The organism is Marichromatium gracile, assembly GCF_004343155.1.
GTDB classification, from domain to species: domain Bacteria; phylum Pseudomonadota; class Gammaproteobacteria; order Chromatiales; family Chromatiaceae; genus Marichromatium; species Marichromatium gracile.
On record NZ_SMDC01000003.1, the window covers coordinates 356,777 to 373,745 of the forward strand.

The window sequence follows — 16,969 nt, forward strand, 5'->3', positions numbered from 1 at the left end:
ATCCTGGTCGTCGCTGAGCCTGCTCCGGGCCACCGTTCTCGAGCACCTCATCCATGCGCCTGCTGATCGCGTTGCTGGTGTTCGTGCTGTTGGCGCTCCACTACCGGCTGTGGGTCGGTGAGGGGAGTCAGGCCGAACTCGCCGCGCTGCGCCAGGAGATCGCCGCGCAGCGCGGCGAGCTCGAGCGTCTCGGTGCGCGCAACGCCAAGCTGCGCGCCGAGGTGGTCGATCTCGGCAGCGGGCTCGAGGCGCTCGAGGAGCGTGCCCGCGCCGAGCTCGGCATGATCCGGCCCGGAGAGACCTTCCTGCAGGTGATCGAACCTCGCCGCTCCGAGGAGCCCCCGCATTGACCGCCACACCCGCCTTCTGGGCGGTGATCCCCGCCGCCGGCGTCGGCCGACGGATGGGGAGCGCCATCCCCAAGCAATACCTCGAACTCGCCGGCCGACCGGTGATCGAGCACACCCTCGAGTGCTTCATCGACCACCCCGCCATCGCCGGGGTGGTGGTCGCCGTCGACCCCGCCGACCCCTATTGGCCGGAGACCCGCTACGCCACCCATCCCCGGGTGATCCGCGCGCCGGGCGGCGCCGAACGCTGCAACTCGGTACTCAACGGGCTCGAGGCGCTGAGCGCGCACGCCGCCGCCGACGACTGGGCGTTGGTGCACGATGCCGCGCGCCCCTGCCTGCGTCGCTCGGATCTCGACGCCATGCTCGACGAGCTGGCCGATGATCCGGTCGGCGGCATCCTCGCGGTGCAGGTGCGCGACACCATGAAGCGTGCCGGGACCGAGGGACGGATCGAGACCACCGTCGAGCGCAGCGCCCTGTGGCACGCCTTCACCCCGCAGATGTTCCGCCTCGGGACGCTGCGTCAGGCGCTGCGCCAGGCGCTCGCCGAGGGCGCGCTGGTCACCGACGAGGCCTCGGCGATCGAGCGTCTGGGGCAGGCCCCGCGGCTGCTCGAGGGGCAGTCGGACAACCTCAAGATCACCCGTCCCGAGGATCTGGCGCTCGCCCGCTTCCATCTGCAGCAGCAGGGTCGCCTCGACTGAGGCCCGCCGCTGCACCGGGGCGAGGGACGCGTCCCGGTTTCCTTCAATCTGCCTTCGGAGAATGCGCTCCATGTTGATTGGTCAGGGTTTCGATGCCCATCGTTTCGCCCCCGGATGCCGACTGGTGCTCGGCGGTGTGGAGATCCCCCACGAGCTGGGACTGACCGCCCACTCCGACGGCGACGTGCTGATCCACGCGCTGTGCGACGCCCTGCTCGGCGCCGCCGGGCTCGGCGACATCGGCCGTCACTTCCCCGACAACGATCAGGCCTATGCCGGGATCGACAGCCGCATCCTGCTGCGTCGGGTGATCGCCAGCCTGCACGAGCGCGGCCTGCGGGTGCACAACGCCGACATGACGCTGATCGCCCAGCAGCCCAAGCTCGCCCCCTATATCGACACCATGCGCGAGGTGCTCGCCGGGGACCTGCAGTGCGATCCGGCGCGGGTCAACGTCAAGGCCACCACCATGGAACAGATGGGCTTCACCGGTCGCGGCGAGGGCATCGCCGCCTCGGCCTCGGTGCTGTTGGTCGAATGAACCAGCCGCCGCTGCCCGGGCACATCCCCTTCGCGCGGTTGCCGCGCGCCCATGGCGCGCCGCTCGGGCGCGGCCGGCTGCGGGTCGAGCCGGAGGACTTCCAGGTCGAGGAGCGGCTCGCCTTCGACCCCGACGACGACGGCGAGCACCTGCTGCTGTGGGTGCGCAAGCGCGAGGCCAATACCGAGTGGGCGGCGCGGCGGCTGGCCGCTTGCGCCGGGGTGGCGGTCTCGGCGGTCGGCTATGCCGGGCTCAAGGACCGTCACGCGGTCACCTGGCAGTGGTTCTCGCTGCCGCGCCCGCGTGCCGGCGAGCCCGACTGGTCGGTGCTCGCCGCCGACGGCATCGAGGTGCTTGAGGTCCACGCCCATCGGCGCAAGCTGCGTCGCGGCGCGCTGATCGGCAATCGCTTCCGTCTCCTGGTGCGCGACCTCGCCCCCGCCCCCGAGGCCCTGGCCGAGCGGATCGCGGTGATCGGTGCGCGCGGCGTGCCCAACTATTTCGGCGAGCAGCGCTTCGGGCGCGATGGCGGCAACCTCGTTCAGGCCCATGCGCTGTTCAGCGGGGCGCCGGTGCCCCGGGTCTCGCGTCATGTCCGCGGTCTGTGGCTGTCGGCGGCGCGCTCGCAGCTGTTCAACGAGGTGCTCGCCGGACGGGTGGCCGACGCCTGCTGGGATCGGCCGCTCGCCGGGGATCGCATGCAGCTCGACGGCTGTAACTCGCACTTCGCCGTCGAGGCCGTCGATGAAACGCTGCTGACGCGCTGTGCCCGACTCGACGTACACCCCACCGGCCCGCTGTGGGGCGAGGGTGCGCCGCCGAGCCGGGACGCGGTGCTGGCACGTGAGCAGGCGGTGGCCGCGGCCTTCCCCGGCTGGCCCGAGGGGCTGGCCGCGGCGGGGCTGGCGCAGGAGCGGCGCGCGCTGCGTCTGCCGGTGTTCGATCTCGTCGCCGAACAGGTCGACGGCGGCGTGCGCCTTGCCTTCGAGTTGCCCGCCGGGGCCTATGCCACCGCGGTGCTGCGCGAGCTGCTCGATGACTGGAACGACGCCGCTTAGCGCGGCCCGAAGCGTGCGACGAAGGCCTCCGGGGTGAGCGGCGGCGCGCACAGATAGCCTTGATAGGCCTCGCATCCCCGCTCGCGCAGGAACTCCAGCTGCGCCTCGGTCTCGACGCCCTCGGCGACCACGCGCAGTTTCAGGTTGCGCGCCATCGCGATGATGGTGGCGGCGATCTCCATGTCGTCGCGCTGTGCCGGGATGTCGCGCACGAAGCTGCGGTCGATCTTGAGTTCGTCGATGGCGAAGCGACGCAGATAGGCCAGCGACGAGTAGCCGGTGCCGAAGTCGTCGATCGACAGACGGATGCCGAGCGCGCGCAGTGCCTGGAGGCACTGCTCGGTCTCGTCGCCTCCCATCAGCATGCTCTCGGTGAGTTCGAGCTTGAGCCGGTGCGCCGGCCAGCCGGTCGCGCTGAGCGCCTGCTCGATGCGACCGACACAGTCGGGCTGCAGCAGCTGGCGCGCCGAGAGGTTGACCGCGATGGTCTCGAGCACCAGCCCGGCGTCGAGCCAGCGCATCCCCTGACGGCAGGCGGTGTGCAGCACCCAGTCGCCGAGTTGCAGGATCAGTCCGGTCTCCTCGGCCAGGGGGATGAAGCGCGTCGGCGCGATCAGCCCCTGGTCGGGCGTGTTCCACCGCACCAGTGCCTCGCAGCCGACCAGCGCGCCGCTGACACAGTCGAGCTGCGGCTGGAAGTGCAGCAGGAACTCCTCGTTTCCCAGTGCATGGTGCAGTCGCGCCTCCAACTCGAGTCGCTCGGCGGCCTGGGCGCTCAACTCCGGGGTATGGAAGCCATAGCTGCCGCGTCCCTGCGCCTTGACCTGATAGAGCGCGACCTCGGCGTGCTGGATCAGCTCGCTGGCCGAGCAGCCGTCCTGTGGATAGACCCCGATGCCGATGCTGGCGCCGACATGGACCTCGTGGTTGCCGGGCAGGGTGAGCGGCCGTCGCAACAGCTCGAGCAGGTCGCGGGCGACGCTCGCCGCCTGGCGCGGCTGGTGCAGCCGTTCGAGCACCAGCAGGAACTCGTCGCCGCCGAGCCGCCCGAGGGTGTCGCCCTCGCGCAGCCGGGTCGCGAAGCGTTGCGCCAGGCGTTCGAGCAGGTTGTCGCCGGCGGGATGGCCGAGGCTGTTGTTGATGTGCTTGAAGCGGTCGAGATCGATCAGCAGCACGGCGATGTGGTGACGATGACGCTGCGCGCGCTCGAGGGCGTGGCTGAGTCGTGATTGCAGCAGCAGCCGGTTGGGGAGCCCGGTGAGCGGGTCGAAGTGCGCCAGGCGTTCGCGTGCCGCCTCCGAGTGCCTGAGCTGGCTGAGATCGGTCATCACCCCGACATACCGCTCGGGGTTGCCGGCGGTGTCGGTGACCAGGCTGATCGACAGCAGCACGGGGCGCACCTCGCCGCTCTTGGTGCGGTTCCAGATCTCGCCTTGCCAGTGTCCGTGTTCGAGCAGGCTGGCCCACAGTTGTTGGTAGAAGGCGCGTCCCTGACGCTCGGAGCGCAACAGGCTGGGATTGCGACCGATGACCTCCGCGGCGCTGTAGCCGGTGATCTGGGTATAGGCCGGGTTGATCGACAGGATCCGGGGGCTGAGATCGGTGATCACCACGCCCTCGTGGGCGCTCGCCAGGACCGCGGCCGATTGGCGTAGCGCGTTGGCGGTGCGCGCACGGGTGACCGCCAGCGCGGCGAGCTGGGCGAACTCGGCGATATGCACCTGGGTGGCGGCATCGGGCAGGCCGGGGGTGGAGCGATAGACGGCGAGTATGCCCAGCGCCTCGCCGGTGTCGTCGTGAAAGGGGAAGGACCAGCAGGCGCGCAGCCCCGCCGCCTGGGCCTGTTCGAGGCAGCTTCGCCAACTGGGGTGCGTGCTGATGTCGGCGACCAGCGTCGGATGGGCGTCGTGGAGTGCCGTGGCGAAAGGCGCCTGCTCCGGGGCGCAGTCGTCGAGTGCTGCGTTGAACTGGGGGGCGAGCCGCGGCGCGGCACAGGTACGCAGGCGCGTGTCGAGCGGAGCGCGAACCAGTACCGAGACCCGCAGCCGGTGGTCGACCTGCTCGAGCCGGGTGGCGATCTCGCCGAGCAGCTCGGGCAGGCCGCGCTCGTTGAGCAGGCCATCGAGTACCGTCATGCGGGTCTCGCGGAAGTGTTCGGCGCGTTTGCTGTCGCTGATATCACGCCAGGCGCCGATCACCTCGGTGCGGGCTTCGTTGTCATGGCGTAGTACGCGCAGCTCATCCTCGATCCAGTGTACGTCTCCGGCATGATCGAAGAACCGGTACTGGTGCCGCAACTGCCCCAGGGTGACGAGTTGGTCCATCGCGCGACAGGCCTGCTCCCGGTCGTCGGGGTGGAGCTGGCCACGCCACCAGGCGGGGTGCAAGGCCTGGTGGCGGGTGAAGCCGAGCAGTGCGGTGACGTTGTCGCTGACCCAGGTCGGCTGTATCTGGTGCTGGTCGATGCCCAGGGTGTAGAGCACCACCGGACTGGCCTCGAGCATCAGCCCGAGATGGGTCGAGGTCTGGCGCAGTGCGGCACGCTCGCGGGCCAGTTCGGCCTGGTGGGCGATGCGTTCGAGCGTGGCGGTGAGCTGGTGGAGGTAGCCGGGCTGCTTGAGGACATAGGCGTCGACCCCGAGCTGGAGCGCGCGCGCGACCACGCGTTCGCCCCCTTGCCCGGAGACGATCACCACCGGCAGTGCGAAGTCGCGGTCGTCGCGCAGCTGCTTGAGCGCCTCCAGCGCATCCAGACCGGGGAGGCGGTAGTCGAGCAGCAGCACGTCGAAGATCGAGGTGTCCTCGGTGGTGCTCGGTAGCTGGTCGAGCGCCTCCTCGGCGCTGCCGACCAGGGTGAGGTGGATGTGGGGGGCGTGACGGGCGAGGTGGCGGGCGGTGAGGTCGGCGTCGTCGGCGTTGCGCTCGGCATAGAGGACGCGCAGCCTGAGTCCGTGACGCGCCTCGGCGTTGCGGAAGCGTCGCAAGGCGCGGGCGAGCCGACCGGGGAGTTCACGGGCCTCGATCTCATCCTTGATCAGGTAGTCGTCGGCGCCGGCCTGGAGCGCGCCGGCCGCACTGTCGGTATCACCCGCGCCGGTGAGCACGACCACGGCCAGGGGGAGGTGCTGCTCACGGATCCAGTCGAGTAGCTCCAGCCCCGAGCCATCCGGCAGCCCCAGATCGAGCAGCACCAGCTGGTAGCGCTCCGGGTGGCGCAGTCGCGCCCTGGCCTCGGCGAGCGTTGCCGCATGATCGACGCCGATCCGGGGTGCCGAATGGGCCAGCCGCTGGCGTGTCAGCTCGAGGTCGGTGACGTCGTCTTCGACGTAGAGGATGTCCATGGTCCTAGCTTGGGGGCCTGTTGATGCAGCACCAATAGCGATTGATCTGATGCAGACCTTCGAGAAAGCGCTCGTAGTTGATCGGCTTGACGACATAGGAATTGGCGCCGAGGTCATAGGCGGCCTGGATGTCGCGTGGCTCGTCCGACGAGGTCAGCACCACCACCGGGATCAGGCGCCCGGGCTCGCTGCGCCGCAGTCGTCTCAGAACCTCGAGCCCGTCGATCCCCGGCAGCTTGAGGTCGAGCAGGATCAGTTGCGGCGGGGGCTGGGTGCCGCGCTCCCAGTGCTCGACCCTGGCCAGGACCTCCTCGCCGTCGCGTGCGACGCTGATCCAGTCGGGGTCGATGTGGGGGGTGAGCGCGCGCAGTATGAAGTCGAGATCGACCGGGTCGTCCTCGACCAGCAGCATCGAGCAGTGCGGTCCGGCACTCATCGTGATAGCTCCAGATAGAAGGTTGCACCATGCCCGGGAGCGCTCTCGGCCCAGACCCGCGCCCCCATGCGTTGGGCGGCCTTGTGTACGATTCCCAGGCCGACTCCGGTGCCCGGATAGTCCTCGGCGCGGTGCAGGCGCTGGAAGACCTCGAACAGGCGGTCGTGGAAACGCATGTCGAAGCCGATACCGTTGTCCGAGATCGCCATCACCACCCGCCTGCCCTGATCCCGGGCGAGGATCCGGATGCGTGGTCGTGGGGTCGCGTCGCGGCTGAACTTGATGGCGTTGTCGACGAGGTTGCGGAGGATGATCTGCAGTCCGTCGGGGTCGGCCCTGACGGTGAGTTCGGAGACATCGACCTCGAGTTCGATGTCGCGCTCGACGATCAGCGCGTGTCGCTCGGCGAGCACCATCTCGATCACCCCGCCGAGTTCGACCCGGCGTCCGGTCAGCACCTGGCGCTCCATCCGCGAGTAGGTCAACAGGTCGTCGATCAGCGCGCGCATCTGCTCGACGCCACGGCGGATGTTGGCGATGAAGGTGGCGGCCTCGGGCGAGAGTTCGGCGCCATGCTGTTCAAGGAGTAGCTGGCTGTAGCCGTCGATGCCGCGCAGCGGCGCCTTGAGGTCGTGGGAGACGGAGTAGGTGAAGGTCTCGAGTTCGCGGTTGAGCGCGGCCAACTCCTCGGTGCGGGTCGCCACCCGTGACTCGAGCTCGGCGTTGAGCCGCCGGATCTCGTCCTGCTGGCGTTGGCGCTCGGTGATGTTGCGGGCGATGCCGAGGACGCCGGTGAGACGCCCGGCGCCATCGTAGACCGGGGTCTTGATGGTCTCGGCAAGCTCTTGGTGACCGTCGCTGGCGAAGGTGATCCACTCGTCGTTGCGTCTGGCGCGACCGGCGGCGAGTGCGGCCTGATCCTTCTCGCGGAAGAACCTTGCCTGTTCCGGGGCGACGAAATCGGCGTCGGTACGGCCGACGATCTCGTGCTCGGGGGCACCGAAGAAGGACTCGAAGCGCGGGTTGCAGATCAGATAGACGCCGTGCGGATCCTTCAGCCACACCAGGTCGGGGAGGTTGTCGAGCAGGGCGCGCAGTTGCGCCTCGCTGTTGGCACGTCGCTGACGGCTATTTAGCAGCAGGTGCAGTAGTCCCCCGGTCACGAGCGCGGTGATGATGCCGCCGAGTCGAATCAGCCAGCTCGGCCAGGACGAGGAGTGCCAACCCTCGGTGGGAATGGCGGCAAGCTCCCAGGTGACCCCTGGTAGAGCTACCGTCGCGGTCACCGGGGCGAGCCGAAAGACCTCGGGATCGCCGAATACCATCCGTGGTGGGGCGATGTGTTCGTGTCGAGCGCGCAGCCCGAGACGTAACTCGGTATTGGCTGCGGTCAAGCCGCTGACGCGGTAGAGTCGCTCGACATCGATCACCGCTGAAACCACTCCCCAGGTCCCCGGTCCTTGCGCGGTGGCGACGAACACCGGGGTGCGGGCGATCAGCCCGACGCCCCCCTGGATCAAGGGCAGTGGGCCGTCGACCACGGTCTGGCCGCTCTCGATCGCCTGTAGCGCAGCGAATCGCTGCTGCGGGTGGTTGCGGTAGTCGAGTCCGAGCGCCGCTTCGTTGCCGTTGAGCGGGTGGATCATCCTCACCACCAGGTCGGGGGCTGCGGCGACATTGCGCAGCAACTGTTGGTGCTTGGTGAGGTCGGTGACGATCTCGGTGAAGGCGGTCTGGTCGAGATCGGGCTGGGAGGCGATCAGGGCGCTCAGTGCGCGGGTGAGTAGCAGGTCGCTCTGCAGCATGCCCTCGAGTCGGCCGCGCAGCGCCGAGACGCGATCGACGACGGAGTGACGGAGGAGCTCCTGCCGGTGGGCCGTGGCGAAGTGATCGAGCAACCCCGTGGTCGCCAGAATCGGCGCCATCACCAACACGACCGCCAGCGGATGTTGCCAGCGGTGGGGTGCGCCGTGGGGGGCAGGGGGGGGCGGCGACTCCATGAGTCAGGTGTTGTTGATGTGTGCTGGGCCACCAATTGATTTGGCTCGGTGGTGCTGATGAGCCCTGGTTGGTGGTGAGACTCGAAGATCGTTGCTGAGCTTGGTACGCATGGCTTCCTCGGGACAGGAGTGCTATCGACTAGCATAATCCACACCTTGCACAGGGCGCCGGTGGACTGGCGCGCTGACGGGGTGATACCGTCGACACTATTTTCATCCATTGCAATCGCTCAACGGGGCTGCCAGCCTCTCATGCATATCGTCGATGGTGTCCTCTCCATGCCGGTCCTGCTCGGCTCCGGTGTCCTGGCGCTCGCCGGGGTCGGTCTCGGGCTGCGCGCGCTCGACGAGTCGAGCATCCCGCGCGCCGGGCTGCTCACCGCTGCCTTCTTCTCCGTCTCCCTGATTCATATCCCGTTGGGACCGACCAGTGCGCACCTGTTGCTGACCGGGCTGATGGGCGTGCTGCTCGGCTGGGCGGTGTTCCCCGCGATCTGTGTCGGCCTGCTGCTGCAGGCGCTGTTCTTCGGCTATGGCGGGGTGACGGTGCTCGGCGCCAATACCCTCAATCTGGCGCTGCCGGCGTTGCTCTTCGGTCTGGCCGGCCGCGCCGTGTTGGCGCGGCTGCGCCCCGCTGCCCTGTCCTGGTGGGTGATGCCGCTCGGTGCCTTGGTCGGGGCCGGCGCCTTCGCCGGCTCGGCGTTGCTGGTGGCCGGGTCGCTGGCGGCCAGCGGCGAGGGGTTCTGGGCGGCGGCCCGTCTGGCGCTGATCGCGCAGCTGCCGGTGGCGCTGATCGAGGCGGTGGTGACGGCCGCGGCACTGCGACTGCTGTGGACGGTTCGGCCCGAGCTGCTGGCGCGACCGGCGCGCGCCTGCTGAGGCGATGCCGGGGAGCCGTGCCGGTGCCGCGTCGCGCGGGCCCGATCCTCGGGTGCGGCTGCTCTGCTGTCTGGGCTGGGCGCTGGTGGTGGTGGGGCTGGAGGGCTGGGCGGCGCTGTCTGCTGCCTTGCTCGCCGGCGTGCTGCTGACACGGTGGGCGGGCATCGCGCCGCGCCGTCTGGTGCGCCTGGTGCTGGTCTTCGAGGGCTTGATGCTGCTCACCCTCGGGCTGTTGCCCTTCACCGTTCCGGGGCAGCCGCTGTGGCAGGGCGGTGGGTTGGTGCTCAGCGAGCAGGGACTGACCCTCGCCGGGGTGATCGCCGCGCGCGCCAGCGCGGTGGCGCTGGTGACGTTGGCGCTGCTCGCCGGGGTCGGCGCGGACGGGCTCGGCGCGGCGCTGCGCGCCCTGCGGGTGCCCGGTGCGCTGATCGAGTTGCTGCTGCTCAGCGCGCGCTATCTCGATGTGCTCGCGCGCGAGCAGACGCGGTTGCGCGCGGCGATGCGCGCCCGTGCCTTTCGTCCACGCAGCGATCTTCATACTTTGACCAGCTATGGTTTCCTCGTCGGGATGCTGTTGGTGCGCGCGCTCGAGCGCGCCGAGCGGGTGGGAGCGGCGATGCGCTGTCGAGGTTATGCCGGGCGCATGCCGCTACCCGAACTGGCGCCGCTGCGTGGCGCTGATCTCGGGTTCGCGGTCGGGTTTGCGCTGCTGCTGGCGGTGTTGATGGTGCTGGAGCATGGTTGAAGGGGATGGCGTGAGCGCGCGCGCCGGCTCGCCGCCGGCACGCGCCGAGCTGGTGGGAACGGGCGCGCGCGCGGTGTTGCGTCTCTCCGGCGAGTGGCGGCTGGCCGGCGCCCCGCCAGCGGCCGAGGTGGTGGTGGCGCGTCTTGCGCGCGCGCAGGTGAGTGAGCTGGCCTTCGACACCACTGGTCTCGGGGGCTGGGACTCGAGCCTGCCGAGTCTGCTGCTGGCGGTGCGCGCGCACTGCCGGGCGCACGACATCGAACTGGCGCCTGCAGGACTACCCGAGGGGGTCGGCGCGCTGCTGACGCTGGCCGAGGCGGTGCCCCTGCAGTCCGCGCCTCCCATCGATGCGCGCCCGCGCGTGCGCCCGCTGGCCCGGCTCGGCAGGCGGGTGATCGACGCGTCGCGTGCGAGCGGGGCGCTCTTCGCCTTCGTCGGCGAGGTGGTGCTGGCGCTGGGGCGACTGGCGCGGGGGCGGGCGCGCTTCAGACGCGCCGAGTTCTGGCTGATCGTCCAGCAGGTCGGCGCCGAGGCGCTGCCGATCGTCAGCCTGGTGAGCTTCCTGGTCGGGCTGATCCTCGGGTATATCGGCGATCAGCAGCTGGCGCGCTTCGGCGCGCGCATCTATGTCGCCGACCTGGTGGGGCTGGCGGTGGTGATGCAGATCGGCGCCCTGGTCACCGCCATCGTGCTCGCCGGACGTACCGGCGCGGCCTTCGCCGCCCAGCTCGGCAGCATGCAGGCCAACGAGGAGATCGACGCGCTGCGCACCCTGGGGATCGACCCGGTCGAGTTCCTGGTGCTGCCCAGGCTGCTCGCGCTGATCGCGATGACCCCGCTGCTCGCGCTCTATGCCGATCTCATGGGCATCCTCGGCGGCGCCTTCGCCGCCGCCGTGGTCGGTGGCATCAACCCCACCGAGTACGCGGTGCAGACCGTCCAGGCGGTGGGCTGGAACCACTTCGTCCAGGGTCTGATCAGCGCCGGGGTCTATGGCGCGGTGGTCGCCGTCTCCGGCTGTCTGCGGGGGATGCAGAGCGGGCGCGACGCGGCGGCGGTGGGCGCCACCACCACCTCGGCGGTGGTCACCGCGATCCTCCACATCGTCATCGCCGCGGCGGTGCTGACGGTGCTGTTCGACGCGGTGGGGCTGTGAGCGCGCGGGCGCAGATCCGTCTCGAGGGGCTGAGCGTCGGCTATGGCGGGCGCGCGGTGCAGCGTGATCTCGACCTGGAGATCCGGCGCGGCGACATCTTCGTGATCATGGGCGGGAGCGGTTGCGGCAAGAGTACGCTGATGCGCGCCATGACCGGGCTGTTGGCGCCGCTGGCCGGGCGTATCCTGTTCGACGGCGAGTCGTTCTGGGAGGTCTTGCCGGCGGCGCGCGCGCGTCGCATCCGCCGTCACGGGGTGATGTATCAGGGCGGGGCGCTGTGGAGTTCGATGACGCTGGAGGAGAATGTGGCCTTGCCGTTGCAGCAGTACACCGACCTCGGACCGCGCCAGGTCCGTGAGCTGGTCGACTACAAGCTCGCGCTGGTCGGGCTGGGCGGGTGCGGGGCGCTCTATCCGGCCGAGATCAGCGGCGGCATGCGCAAGCGCGCCGGGGTGGCGCGGGCGATGGCGCTCGACCCCGAGGTGCTGTTCTTCGACGAGCCCTCGGCGGGGCTCGATCCACTGAGCGCACGCCTGCTCGACGAGCTGATCGTCGAACTCAAGCACAGTCTCGGCACCACCATGGTGGTGGTCACCCATGACCTGGCGAGCATCTTCGCCATCGCCGACGAGGCGGTCTTCCTCGATGTCGAGCGCGGCACCATGCTCACCACCGGTGACCCGCGCTGGTTGCGCGATCATGCCGCCGATGCGCGGGTGCGCGCCTTCCTGCGCCGGGGGGTGGCATGAGTCGTCGCGCCAGCCCCACCCTGATCGGCGCCTTCGTGCTCGGCGCGCTGGCGCTGTTGGTGTTGGCGCTGATCCTCTTCGGCGGCGGCGCGCTGTTCCGTGAGCGGGTCGGCCTGCTGACCTATTTCCCCGGCTCGGTGCAGGGGCTGTCGGTCGGCGCCGAGGTGCAGTTCCAGGGGGTGACGGTGGGGCAGGTGACCGCCATCGAGCTGGACTTCTCACCCAGCGACGGTGCGGTGCGCATCCCGGTGCGCTACGAGGTCTGGCCCGAGCGGGTGCGTATCAGTCAGGGTACCGAGCCGCGTGATGCGCGCGTGGTGCTGCGCGAGCTGGTGGCGCGGCGCGGGCTGCATGCCCGGCTCGAGTCGCTGAGCTTCGTCACCGGTCAGTACGTGGTCGCGTTGAACCTCGATCCGGCGCTGGTCGACGAGGTTCCCGCGGTGGCTGCCGCCGCGGGCGGGGACGATGTGGTGGTGCCGGCGCTGCCGGCAATCCGCGATCAACTCGGCGAGATGCTGGGGAACCTGCGTCTGGACGAGCTGGTCGATGAGGCGAGCGCTGCCTTGCGCGGTCTCGGCACCTTGCTCGGCTCGGACGAGGCCGGCGCACTGATGGGCAATCTCGACGCCACCCTGACCAGAATCCGCGCCCTGGCCGAGACCCTGGAGCGGCGGCTGCCGCCGCTCGTCGGACGGCTCGACCAGACCCTGGTCGCCTATGAGCGCCTGGCGCGGCGTATCGATGGCGAGGTGGTGCCGGTGGCCACCCGTATCGGTGAGACCAGCGCGGCCCTGACCCGGCTGGCCGAGACGCTCGAGGCCGAGGTCGGACCGCTCTCCGGTGCCGTGCGCAGCACCCTGGGGCAGGCCAGCCAGACGTTGCGTCATCTCGATGGACTGGTCGAGGATGGGCGTGGCACCCGCGTGCGACTCGACCGCGCGCTCGCCGAGCTGACGCGCTCGGCGCGTGCGCTGCGCGAGCTGGCCGACTATCTGGAGCGCCACCCCGAGGCGTTGCTGCGCGGCAAGTGAGTGCTCAGTCCGGTGACGCGGGCGTGGTGACGGCCTGCGCCTGGATGTCCTGGGTCTGGGGTGACTGGGGCGCGAGTGTGGTCTGGACCCCGCCGAAGAGGACGGCGGCGAGTGCCAAGGCTCCGAGAATACCCATGTTACGGCTCCTGGGTTGGTGGTGGATCGCATCGAAGAATCTCACCGTCCCTGGCGTGGATCGGTCGAGTCAATAATATAAGAATGCACTAATATTTTGAACCCATCTCGATGGAGGCTTGCCATGACCGACTCCGGGGGGACCAGGGATGGACGCCGGCGCGCCCGCCCGATCCTGATCTGGACGATCGTCGCGGTGCTGGTCGCGCTGCCGGCCGCCTGGCTGGGGGGGCGTGGACTGCTGAGTGGTCTCGGTGCCGATGCACGCTGGGCCGATCCCGATCCGCGTTGCGATCTCGCCAGCCGCGACTGCACGCAGGCCCTTCCCGGCGGTGGCGAGGTCCGTCTGGCGGTAGCACCGCGCGACCCCATCCCACTGGTCACGCCCTTGCGGCTGCGGGTGGAGGTCGAGGGGCGCGAGGTCGGCGCGGTAGCGGTCGACTTCGTCGGCGTCGACATGGAGATGGGCTATAACCGCGCGCAACTCGACCCCATCGGCGCGTCGCGTTTCGCTGGCGAGGCCATGCTCCCGGTCTGTGCGCGCACCCTGATGCGCTGGGAGGCGCGGGTGCTGCTCGAGACCGCGGACGGCCTGCTCGTCGCCCCCTTCCGCTTCGAGACCCGGCGTTAGCCTTCAGCCGCCAGCCGCCAGCCGCCAGCCGCCAGCCGCCAGCCGCCAGCCGCCAGCCGCCAGCCGCCAGGATTCAACCGCAAAGCCGCGAAGCACGCAAAGTGAGTGACGTGTGATGTCGGCGTGAGGCCACAGGCGGCGCGGGTCCGCACCCACTGGCGGCTGATCGCTGACGGCTGGCGGCTTATTCCCCTTTGCCCCCTTCGCGCCTTTGCGGTTCCGTTCCTCTGATAGCTGATAGCTGGTAGCTGGTAGCTGGTAGCTGGTAGCTGCAAAAGGAACGCCGCCCGACCCCGAGGGATGCGAGCGGCGCAGGGAGAACTCGGGGGCCTGGTGGTGGCCAGGCCCGGTGCGGTCGCCACGTCCCTGTGGCGGTCGACCGCGGGTGGTCAGGTCGGGTTCAGCCGACCCATTCGTAGAGTTCGATCGCGGTCGGGTCGCAGCTGCAGCAGCCGCTGCAGGGGGTGCCGCCGGGCAGCTTGCGCACCCGGCCCTTGCGTTCGAGCAGCTCGAGCATGCCGCGCAGCGCCTCGGGGTCGGTATCGAACCGGTAGGAGAGGTCGCGCAGCGCGGCGCGCCCCTGGGTGCGCAGATGACTGGTGAGATCGGACATGATCATGGGTGTCCCTCCGTCGGTTCAGGCCGGGTCGCGCGCCGGCGTGGCGAGTGCCGGGTCACGTCGCGACCACCAGCGCATCCCCAGCACGGTGGCGAGGAAGAGCGCGGTCATGATGCCGATCCAGATCGACGAGCTGACCGGGTCGCGGGCGAAGATGGCTGCCTGGTAGAAGATGGTCGCGCTCACATACCCCAGGCCGGTGGTCCAGAGGGCGGCGAACAGCGCCCAGCCGCCACTGGTCTCGCGGGCGATGGCGCCGATGGCGGCCACGCAGGGGAAATAGAGCAGGATGAACAGCAGATAGGCGAAGGCCCCGGCGGCGCCGTCGAAACGCTCGTGCATGGCGCCGAAGGTGGCGCTGGTGACCTCCTGCTCGGCAGCGGCCAGTTCGGGGTCGCTGACCTCGCCGATGCCGACGCCGAGCGGGTCGGACCAGGTGCCGAGCGCATCGCCCAGTGCCGCCGGGATGGTGGCGAGCGCCTCGGTGAGACCGGCGCCGAGGTCGTAGGGCGCGGCCTCCTCGTCGCTCGCCTCGGGGTCGGCGCCGAGCGCCGAGTAGGTGGCGTCCAGGGTGCCGACCACCGCTTCCTTGGCGAGCACGCCGGTGAAGATGCCGACGGTGGCCGGCCAGTTCTCGGCGTCGAGACCCATCGGCGAGAAGGCCGGAGCGATGGTGCGACCGATCTCGGCGAGCATCGAGCTGTCGCTGTCCTCGTTGCCGACGCTGCCGTCGGTGCCGAGGCTGTTGAGCACGTTGAGCACCAGCACCATCGGCACGATCACCTTGCCGGCGCGGAACATGAAACCGCTGGTGCGCTCCCAGGTGCGGCGCAGCACGCCGCCGAGGGTCGGCAGGTGATAGGGCGGCAGCTCCATCACGAAGGGCATCGCCTGGCCCTCGAGCAGGGTGCGCTTGAGCAGGAAGCCGGTGAGCACGGCGGCGAGGATGCCGATCAGATAGAGTCCGAAGACGACGTTCTGACCGCCGACCGGGAAGAAGGCGGCGGCGAACAGGGCATAGACCGGCAGCCGCGCGCCGCAGGACATGAAGGGTGCCATCAGTACGGTGAGGATGCGGTCGCGCGGCTGCTCCAGGGTGCGCGCGGCCATGATCGCCGGCACGTTGCAGCCGAAGCCGACGAGCAGCGGCACGAAGGACTTGCCGGGCAGTCCGATCGAGCGCATGAAGCGGTCCATGACGAAGGCCGCCCGCGCCATGTAGCCCGAGTCCTCCAGCACCGACATGAACAGATAGAGGAAGGCGATCACCGGGATGAAGGTGGCCACCACCTGGATACCGCCGCCGATGCCGTCGGCCAGCCCGAGGACCGCCCACTCCGGAGTGCCGAGACCGGCGAGCAGGTGCGCCACGCCGTCGACGAAGAGGGTGCCGGCGGCGATGTCGAAGAAGTCGATGAAGGCCCCGCCGATGTTGATGGTGAACATGAACATCAGGTACATCACCGCGAGGAAGATCGGGATGCCCAGGGCGCGGTTGAGGATCACCCGGTCGATGCGGTCGGAGAGGCTGCGCGGCATCTCGCCGCTCTGTGTCAGCGAGGCCTGGGTGACGGCGTGGGCGAAGCCGTAGCGGGCGTCGGCGATGAGGATGTCGATCTGCTCGGCGTCCTCGCCGAGCAGCGCGGCGACCTCGTGCGCGGGCACGGTGTCGCCGATCAGCTCGCGGGCGAGGTCATCGCCTTCGAGCAGACGGGTGGTCAACCAGCGCGCCGGATCGCCGTGCCTGCTGGCGATCGGCTCGATGCGCTCGTGCAACTGCTCGATCACGCGCTCGAGCGCCGGGGCGTAGTCGATCCGCGCCTGCGGGATCGGCGGGTGCTCGACGGCCTGTTGCAGCGCCGCACGCAGGGCGTTGAGCCCGTCGCCGGTGGTCGCCACGATCGGCACCACCGGACAGCCGAGGCGCTCGGCCAGTGCGGCGGCGTCGACCCGCAGCCCGCGTTCGGCGGCGACGTCCATCATGTTGAGCGCGACCACCATCGGTCGCTCCATCTCCAGCAGTTGGGTGGTGAGATAGAGGTTACGCTCGAGGCTGGCGACGTCGACGATGTTGAGGATCAGGTCGGCCTCGCGGGCGTGGACGAAGTCGCGGGCGATGCGCTCGTCGAGCGAGACCGCGCCCTCGCTGACATCCAGCGAGTAGGTGCCGGGCAGGTCGATGAGGGTGTAGTCGGCCCCCTCGAAACGGAAGTGACCGGTCTTGCGTTCGACCGTCACCCCGGGCCAGTTGCCGACGCGCTGACGCGAGCCGGTCAGCGCGTTGAACAGGGTGGTCTTGCCGCAGTTGGGATTGCCGATGACCCCGATGCTGTGCGTCGTTGATGTCGTCATGCCCGCTCGACCTCCAGGATGGCTGCCTCCTCGCGGCGCAGGGTCACGCGGGTGCCGCGCACCCGCACCTCCACGGGATCGCCCATCGGGGCCACCCGGACCACCTCCAGGGCGGCCCCCGGGGTCAGTCCCATCGACAGCAGCTTGCGGCGGTAGGCATCGGCGCCCGGGCGATAGCCGCGGACGGCCCCGTGGTCTCCGACGACGAGGTCTTTCAGGGTCGTGTTCATGGTGACGTC

At 69.8% G+C, this 16,969-nt stretch carries 17 protein-coding genes; 10 read left to right on the forward strand and 7 right to left on the reverse strand.

Features of this window, described 5'->3' with window-relative positions:
• The first annotated feature begins 53 nt into the window (after positions 1-53).
• The 4 genes from ftsB to truD all read left to right on the forward strand — a co-directional run bounded on the left by ftsB (position 54) and on the right by truD (position 2,656).
• Positions 54-350 (forward strand): cell division protein FtsB, encoded by a 297-nt coding sequence (gene ftsB, locus EDC29_RS07265; RefSeq protein WP_123140075.1) that lies wholly within the window; start codon positions 54-56, stop codon positions 348-350.
• Positions 347-1,057, forward strand: a complete 711-nt coding sequence (gene ispD, locus EDC29_RS07270) for a 2-C-methyl-D-erythritol 4-phosphate cytidylyltransferase (protein WP_132229163.1) — start codon at positions 347-349, stop codon at positions 1,055-1,057. Before ftsB ends, ispD begins: the two co-directional genes overlap by 4 nt.
• A gap of 70 nt (positions 1,058-1,127) precedes the next feature.
• Positions 1,128-1,598 (forward strand): 2-C-methyl-D-erythritol 2,4-cyclodiphosphate synthase, encoded by a 471-nt coding sequence (ispF, locus tag EDC29_RS07275; RefSeq protein ID WP_062275677.1) that lies wholly within the window; start codon positions 1,128-1,130, stop codon positions 1,596-1,598.
• A complete protein-coding gene (truD, locus tag EDC29_RS07280) occupies positions 1,595-2,656 on the forward strand; it encodes a tRNA pseudouridine(13) synthase TruD (protein WP_123140077.1) in 1,062 nt (353 codons plus the stop codon). The genes ispF and truD overlap by 4 nt, the downstream gene beginning before the upstream one ends.
• Here truD and EDC29_RS07285 read toward each other — a convergent pair.
• Genes EDC29_RS07285 through EDC29_RS07295 form a run of 3 tightly spaced genes read right to left on the reverse strand, consistent with a single transcriptional unit; the run spans position 2,653 to position 8,358 of the window.
• Positions 2,653-5,997: an EAL domain-containing protein gene (locus tag EDC29_RS07285; protein WP_132229165.1), complete on the reverse strand. Its 3,345-nt coding sequence runs from the start codon at positions 5,995-5,997 to the stop codon at positions 2,653-2,655. The genes truD and EDC29_RS07285 overlap by 4 nt on opposite strands.
• Positions 5,998-6,001: 4 nt before the next feature.
• Complete coding sequence (locus tag EDC29_RS07290) at positions 6,002-6,433, reverse strand: response regulator (protein WP_123140079.1); 432 nt, start codon at positions 6,431-6,433, stop codon at positions 6,002-6,004.
• Positions 6,430-8,358 carry an ATP-binding protein gene (locus tag EDC29_RS07295; protein ID WP_207301332.1) on the reverse strand — a complete coding sequence of 643 codons (1,929 nt, stop codon included), beginning with the start codon at positions 8,356-8,358 and terminating at the stop codon, positions 6,430-6,432. Before EDC29_RS07295 ends, EDC29_RS07290 begins: the two co-directional genes overlap by 4 nt.
• 327 nt (positions 8,359-8,685) lie before the next feature.
• On the opposite strand from EDC29_RS07295, the gene cbiM reads away from it, so the two are divergent.
• Genes cbiM through EDC29_RS07320 form a run of 5 tightly spaced genes read left to right on the forward strand, consistent with a single transcriptional unit; the run spans position 8,686 to position 12,993 of the window.
• Positions 8,686-9,312 (forward strand): cobalt transporter CbiM, encoded by a 627-nt coding sequence (gene cbiM, locus EDC29_RS07300; RefSeq protein ID WP_132229169.1) that lies wholly within the window; start codon positions 8,686-8,688, stop codon positions 9,310-9,312.
• A 4-nt stretch (positions 9,313-9,316) separates the two neighbouring features.
• A complete protein-coding gene (gene cbiQ, locus EDC29_RS07305) occupies positions 9,317-10,057 on the forward strand; it encodes a cobalt ECF transporter T component CbiQ (protein ID WP_123140081.1) in 741 nt (246 codons plus the stop codon).
• On the forward strand, positions 10,050-11,213 hold the full coding sequence (locus EDC29_RS07310) for an ABC transporter permease (protein WP_123140082.1): 1,164 nt from the start codon (positions 10,050-10,052) through the stop codon (positions 11,211-11,213). The genes cbiQ and EDC29_RS07310 overlap by 8 nt, the downstream gene beginning before the upstream one ends.
• Positions 11,210-11,962, forward strand: a complete 753-nt coding sequence (locus EDC29_RS07315) for an ABC transporter ATP-binding protein (RefSeq protein ID WP_132229171.1) — start codon at positions 11,210-11,212, stop codon at positions 11,960-11,962. Before EDC29_RS07310 ends, EDC29_RS07315 begins: the two co-directional genes overlap by 4 nt.
• On the forward strand, positions 11,959-12,993 hold the full coding sequence (locus EDC29_RS07320) for an MlaD family protein (protein ID WP_132229173.1): 1,035 nt from the start codon (positions 11,959-11,961) through the stop codon (positions 12,991-12,993). Before EDC29_RS07315 ends, EDC29_RS07320 begins: the two co-directional genes overlap by 4 nt.
• A gap of 4 nt (positions 12,994-12,997) precedes the next feature.
• On the opposite strand, the gene EDC29_RS17620 is transcribed toward EDC29_RS07320, so the two are convergent.
• Positions 12,998-13,129 (reverse strand): hypothetical protein, encoded by a 132-nt coding sequence (locus EDC29_RS17620; protein WP_255419368.1) that lies wholly within the window; start codon positions 13,127-13,129, stop codon positions 12,998-13,000.
• 123 nt (positions 13,130-13,252) lie between these two features.
• On the opposite strand from EDC29_RS17620, the gene EDC29_RS07325 reads away from it, so the two are divergent.
• On the forward strand, positions 13,253-13,759 hold the full coding sequence (locus tag EDC29_RS07325; RefSeq protein WP_242466070.1) for a hypothetical protein: 507 nt from the start codon (positions 13,253-13,255) through the stop codon (positions 13,757-13,759).
• 400 nt (positions 13,760-14,159) lie between these two features.
• Here the strand turns inward: EDC29_RS07325 and EDC29_RS07330 are convergent, their stop codons facing one another.
• The 3 genes from EDC29_RS07330 to EDC29_RS07340 are packed head-to-tail and all read right to left on the reverse strand — an operon-like array spanning position 14,160 to position 16,960.
• Positions 14,160-14,378: a FeoC-like transcriptional regulator gene (locus EDC29_RS07330; RefSeq protein WP_062274077.1), complete on the reverse strand. Its 219-nt coding sequence runs from the start codon at positions 14,376-14,378 to the stop codon at positions 14,160-14,162.
• 18 nt (positions 14,379-14,396) lie between these two features.
• Positions 14,397-16,730, reverse strand: coding sequence for a Fe(2+) transporter permease subunit FeoB (feoB, locus tag EDC29_RS07335; RefSeq protein ID WP_123140085.1), 2,334 nt, complete (start codon positions 16,728-16,730; stop codon positions 14,397-14,399).
• Positions 16,727-16,960, reverse strand: a complete 234-nt coding sequence (locus EDC29_RS07340; RefSeq protein WP_005222635.1) for a FeoA family protein — start codon at positions 16,958-16,960, stop codon at positions 16,727-16,729. Before EDC29_RS07340 ends, feoB begins: the two co-directional genes overlap by 4 nt.
• Positions 16,961-16,969: the final 9 nt, after the last annotated feature.

Excerpts from the sequence above, each read along its gene's own strand:
- truD (WP_123140077.1), top strand. The coding sequence starts at position 1,595 with ATGAACCAGCCGCCGCTGCCCGGGCACATCCCCTTCGCGCGGTTGCCG.
- EDC29_RS07320 (WP_132229173.1), top strand. The coding sequence starts at position 11,959 with ATGAGTCGTCGCGCCAGCCCCACCCTGATCGGCGCCTTCGTGCTCGGC.
- EDC29_RS07310 (WP_123140082.1), top strand. The coding sequence starts at position 10,050 with ATGGTTGAAGGGGATGGCGTGAGCGCGCGCGCCGGCTCGCCGCCGGCA.
- EDC29_RS17620 (WP_255419368.1), bottom strand. The coding sequence starts at position 13,129 with ATGGGTATTCTCGGAGCCTTGGCACTCGCCGCCGTCCTCTTCGGCGGG.
- ispF (WP_062275677.1), top strand. The coding sequence starts at position 1,128 with ATGTTGATTGGTCAGGGTTTCGATGCCCATCGTTTCGCCCCCGGATGC.
- EDC29_RS07285 (WP_132229165.1), bottom strand. The coding sequence starts at position 5,997 with ATGGACATCCTCTACGTCGAAGACGACGTCACCGACCTCGAGCTGACA.
- cbiQ (WP_123140081.1), top strand. The coding sequence starts at position 9,317 with ATGCCGGGGAGCCGTGCCGGTGCCGCGTCGCGCGGGCCCGATCCTCGG.
- EDC29_RS07325 (WP_242466070.1), top strand. The coding sequence starts at position 13,253 with ATGACCGACTCCGGGGGGACCAGGGATGGACGCCGGCGCGCCCGCCCG.
- EDC29_RS07330 (WP_062274077.1), bottom strand. The coding sequence starts at position 14,378 with ATGATCATGTCCGATCTCACCAGTCATCTGCGCACCCAGGGGCGCGCC.
- EDC29_RS07340 (WP_005222635.1), bottom strand. The coding sequence starts at position 16,960 with ATGAACACGACCCTGAAAGACCTCGTCGTCGGAGACCACGGGGCCGTC.
- cbiM (WP_132229169.1), top strand. The coding sequence starts at position 8,686 with ATGCATATCGTCGATGGTGTCCTCTCCATGCCGGTCCTGCTCGGCTCC.
- EDC29_RS07290 (WP_123140079.1), bottom strand. The coding sequence starts at position 6,433 with ATGAGTGCCGGACCGCACTGCTCGATGCTGCTGGTCGAGGACGACCCG.
- ftsB (WP_123140075.1), top strand. The coding sequence starts at position 54 with ATGCGCCTGCTGATCGCGTTGCTGGTGTTCGTGCTGTTGGCGCTCCAC.
- EDC29_RS07295 (WP_207301332.1), bottom strand. The coding sequence starts at position 8,358 with ATGGCGCCGATTCTGGCGACCACGGGGTTGCTCGATCACTTCGCCACG.
- feoB (WP_123140085.1), bottom strand. The coding sequence starts at position 16,730 with ATGACGACATCAACGACGCACAGCATCGGGGTCATCGGCAATCCCAAC.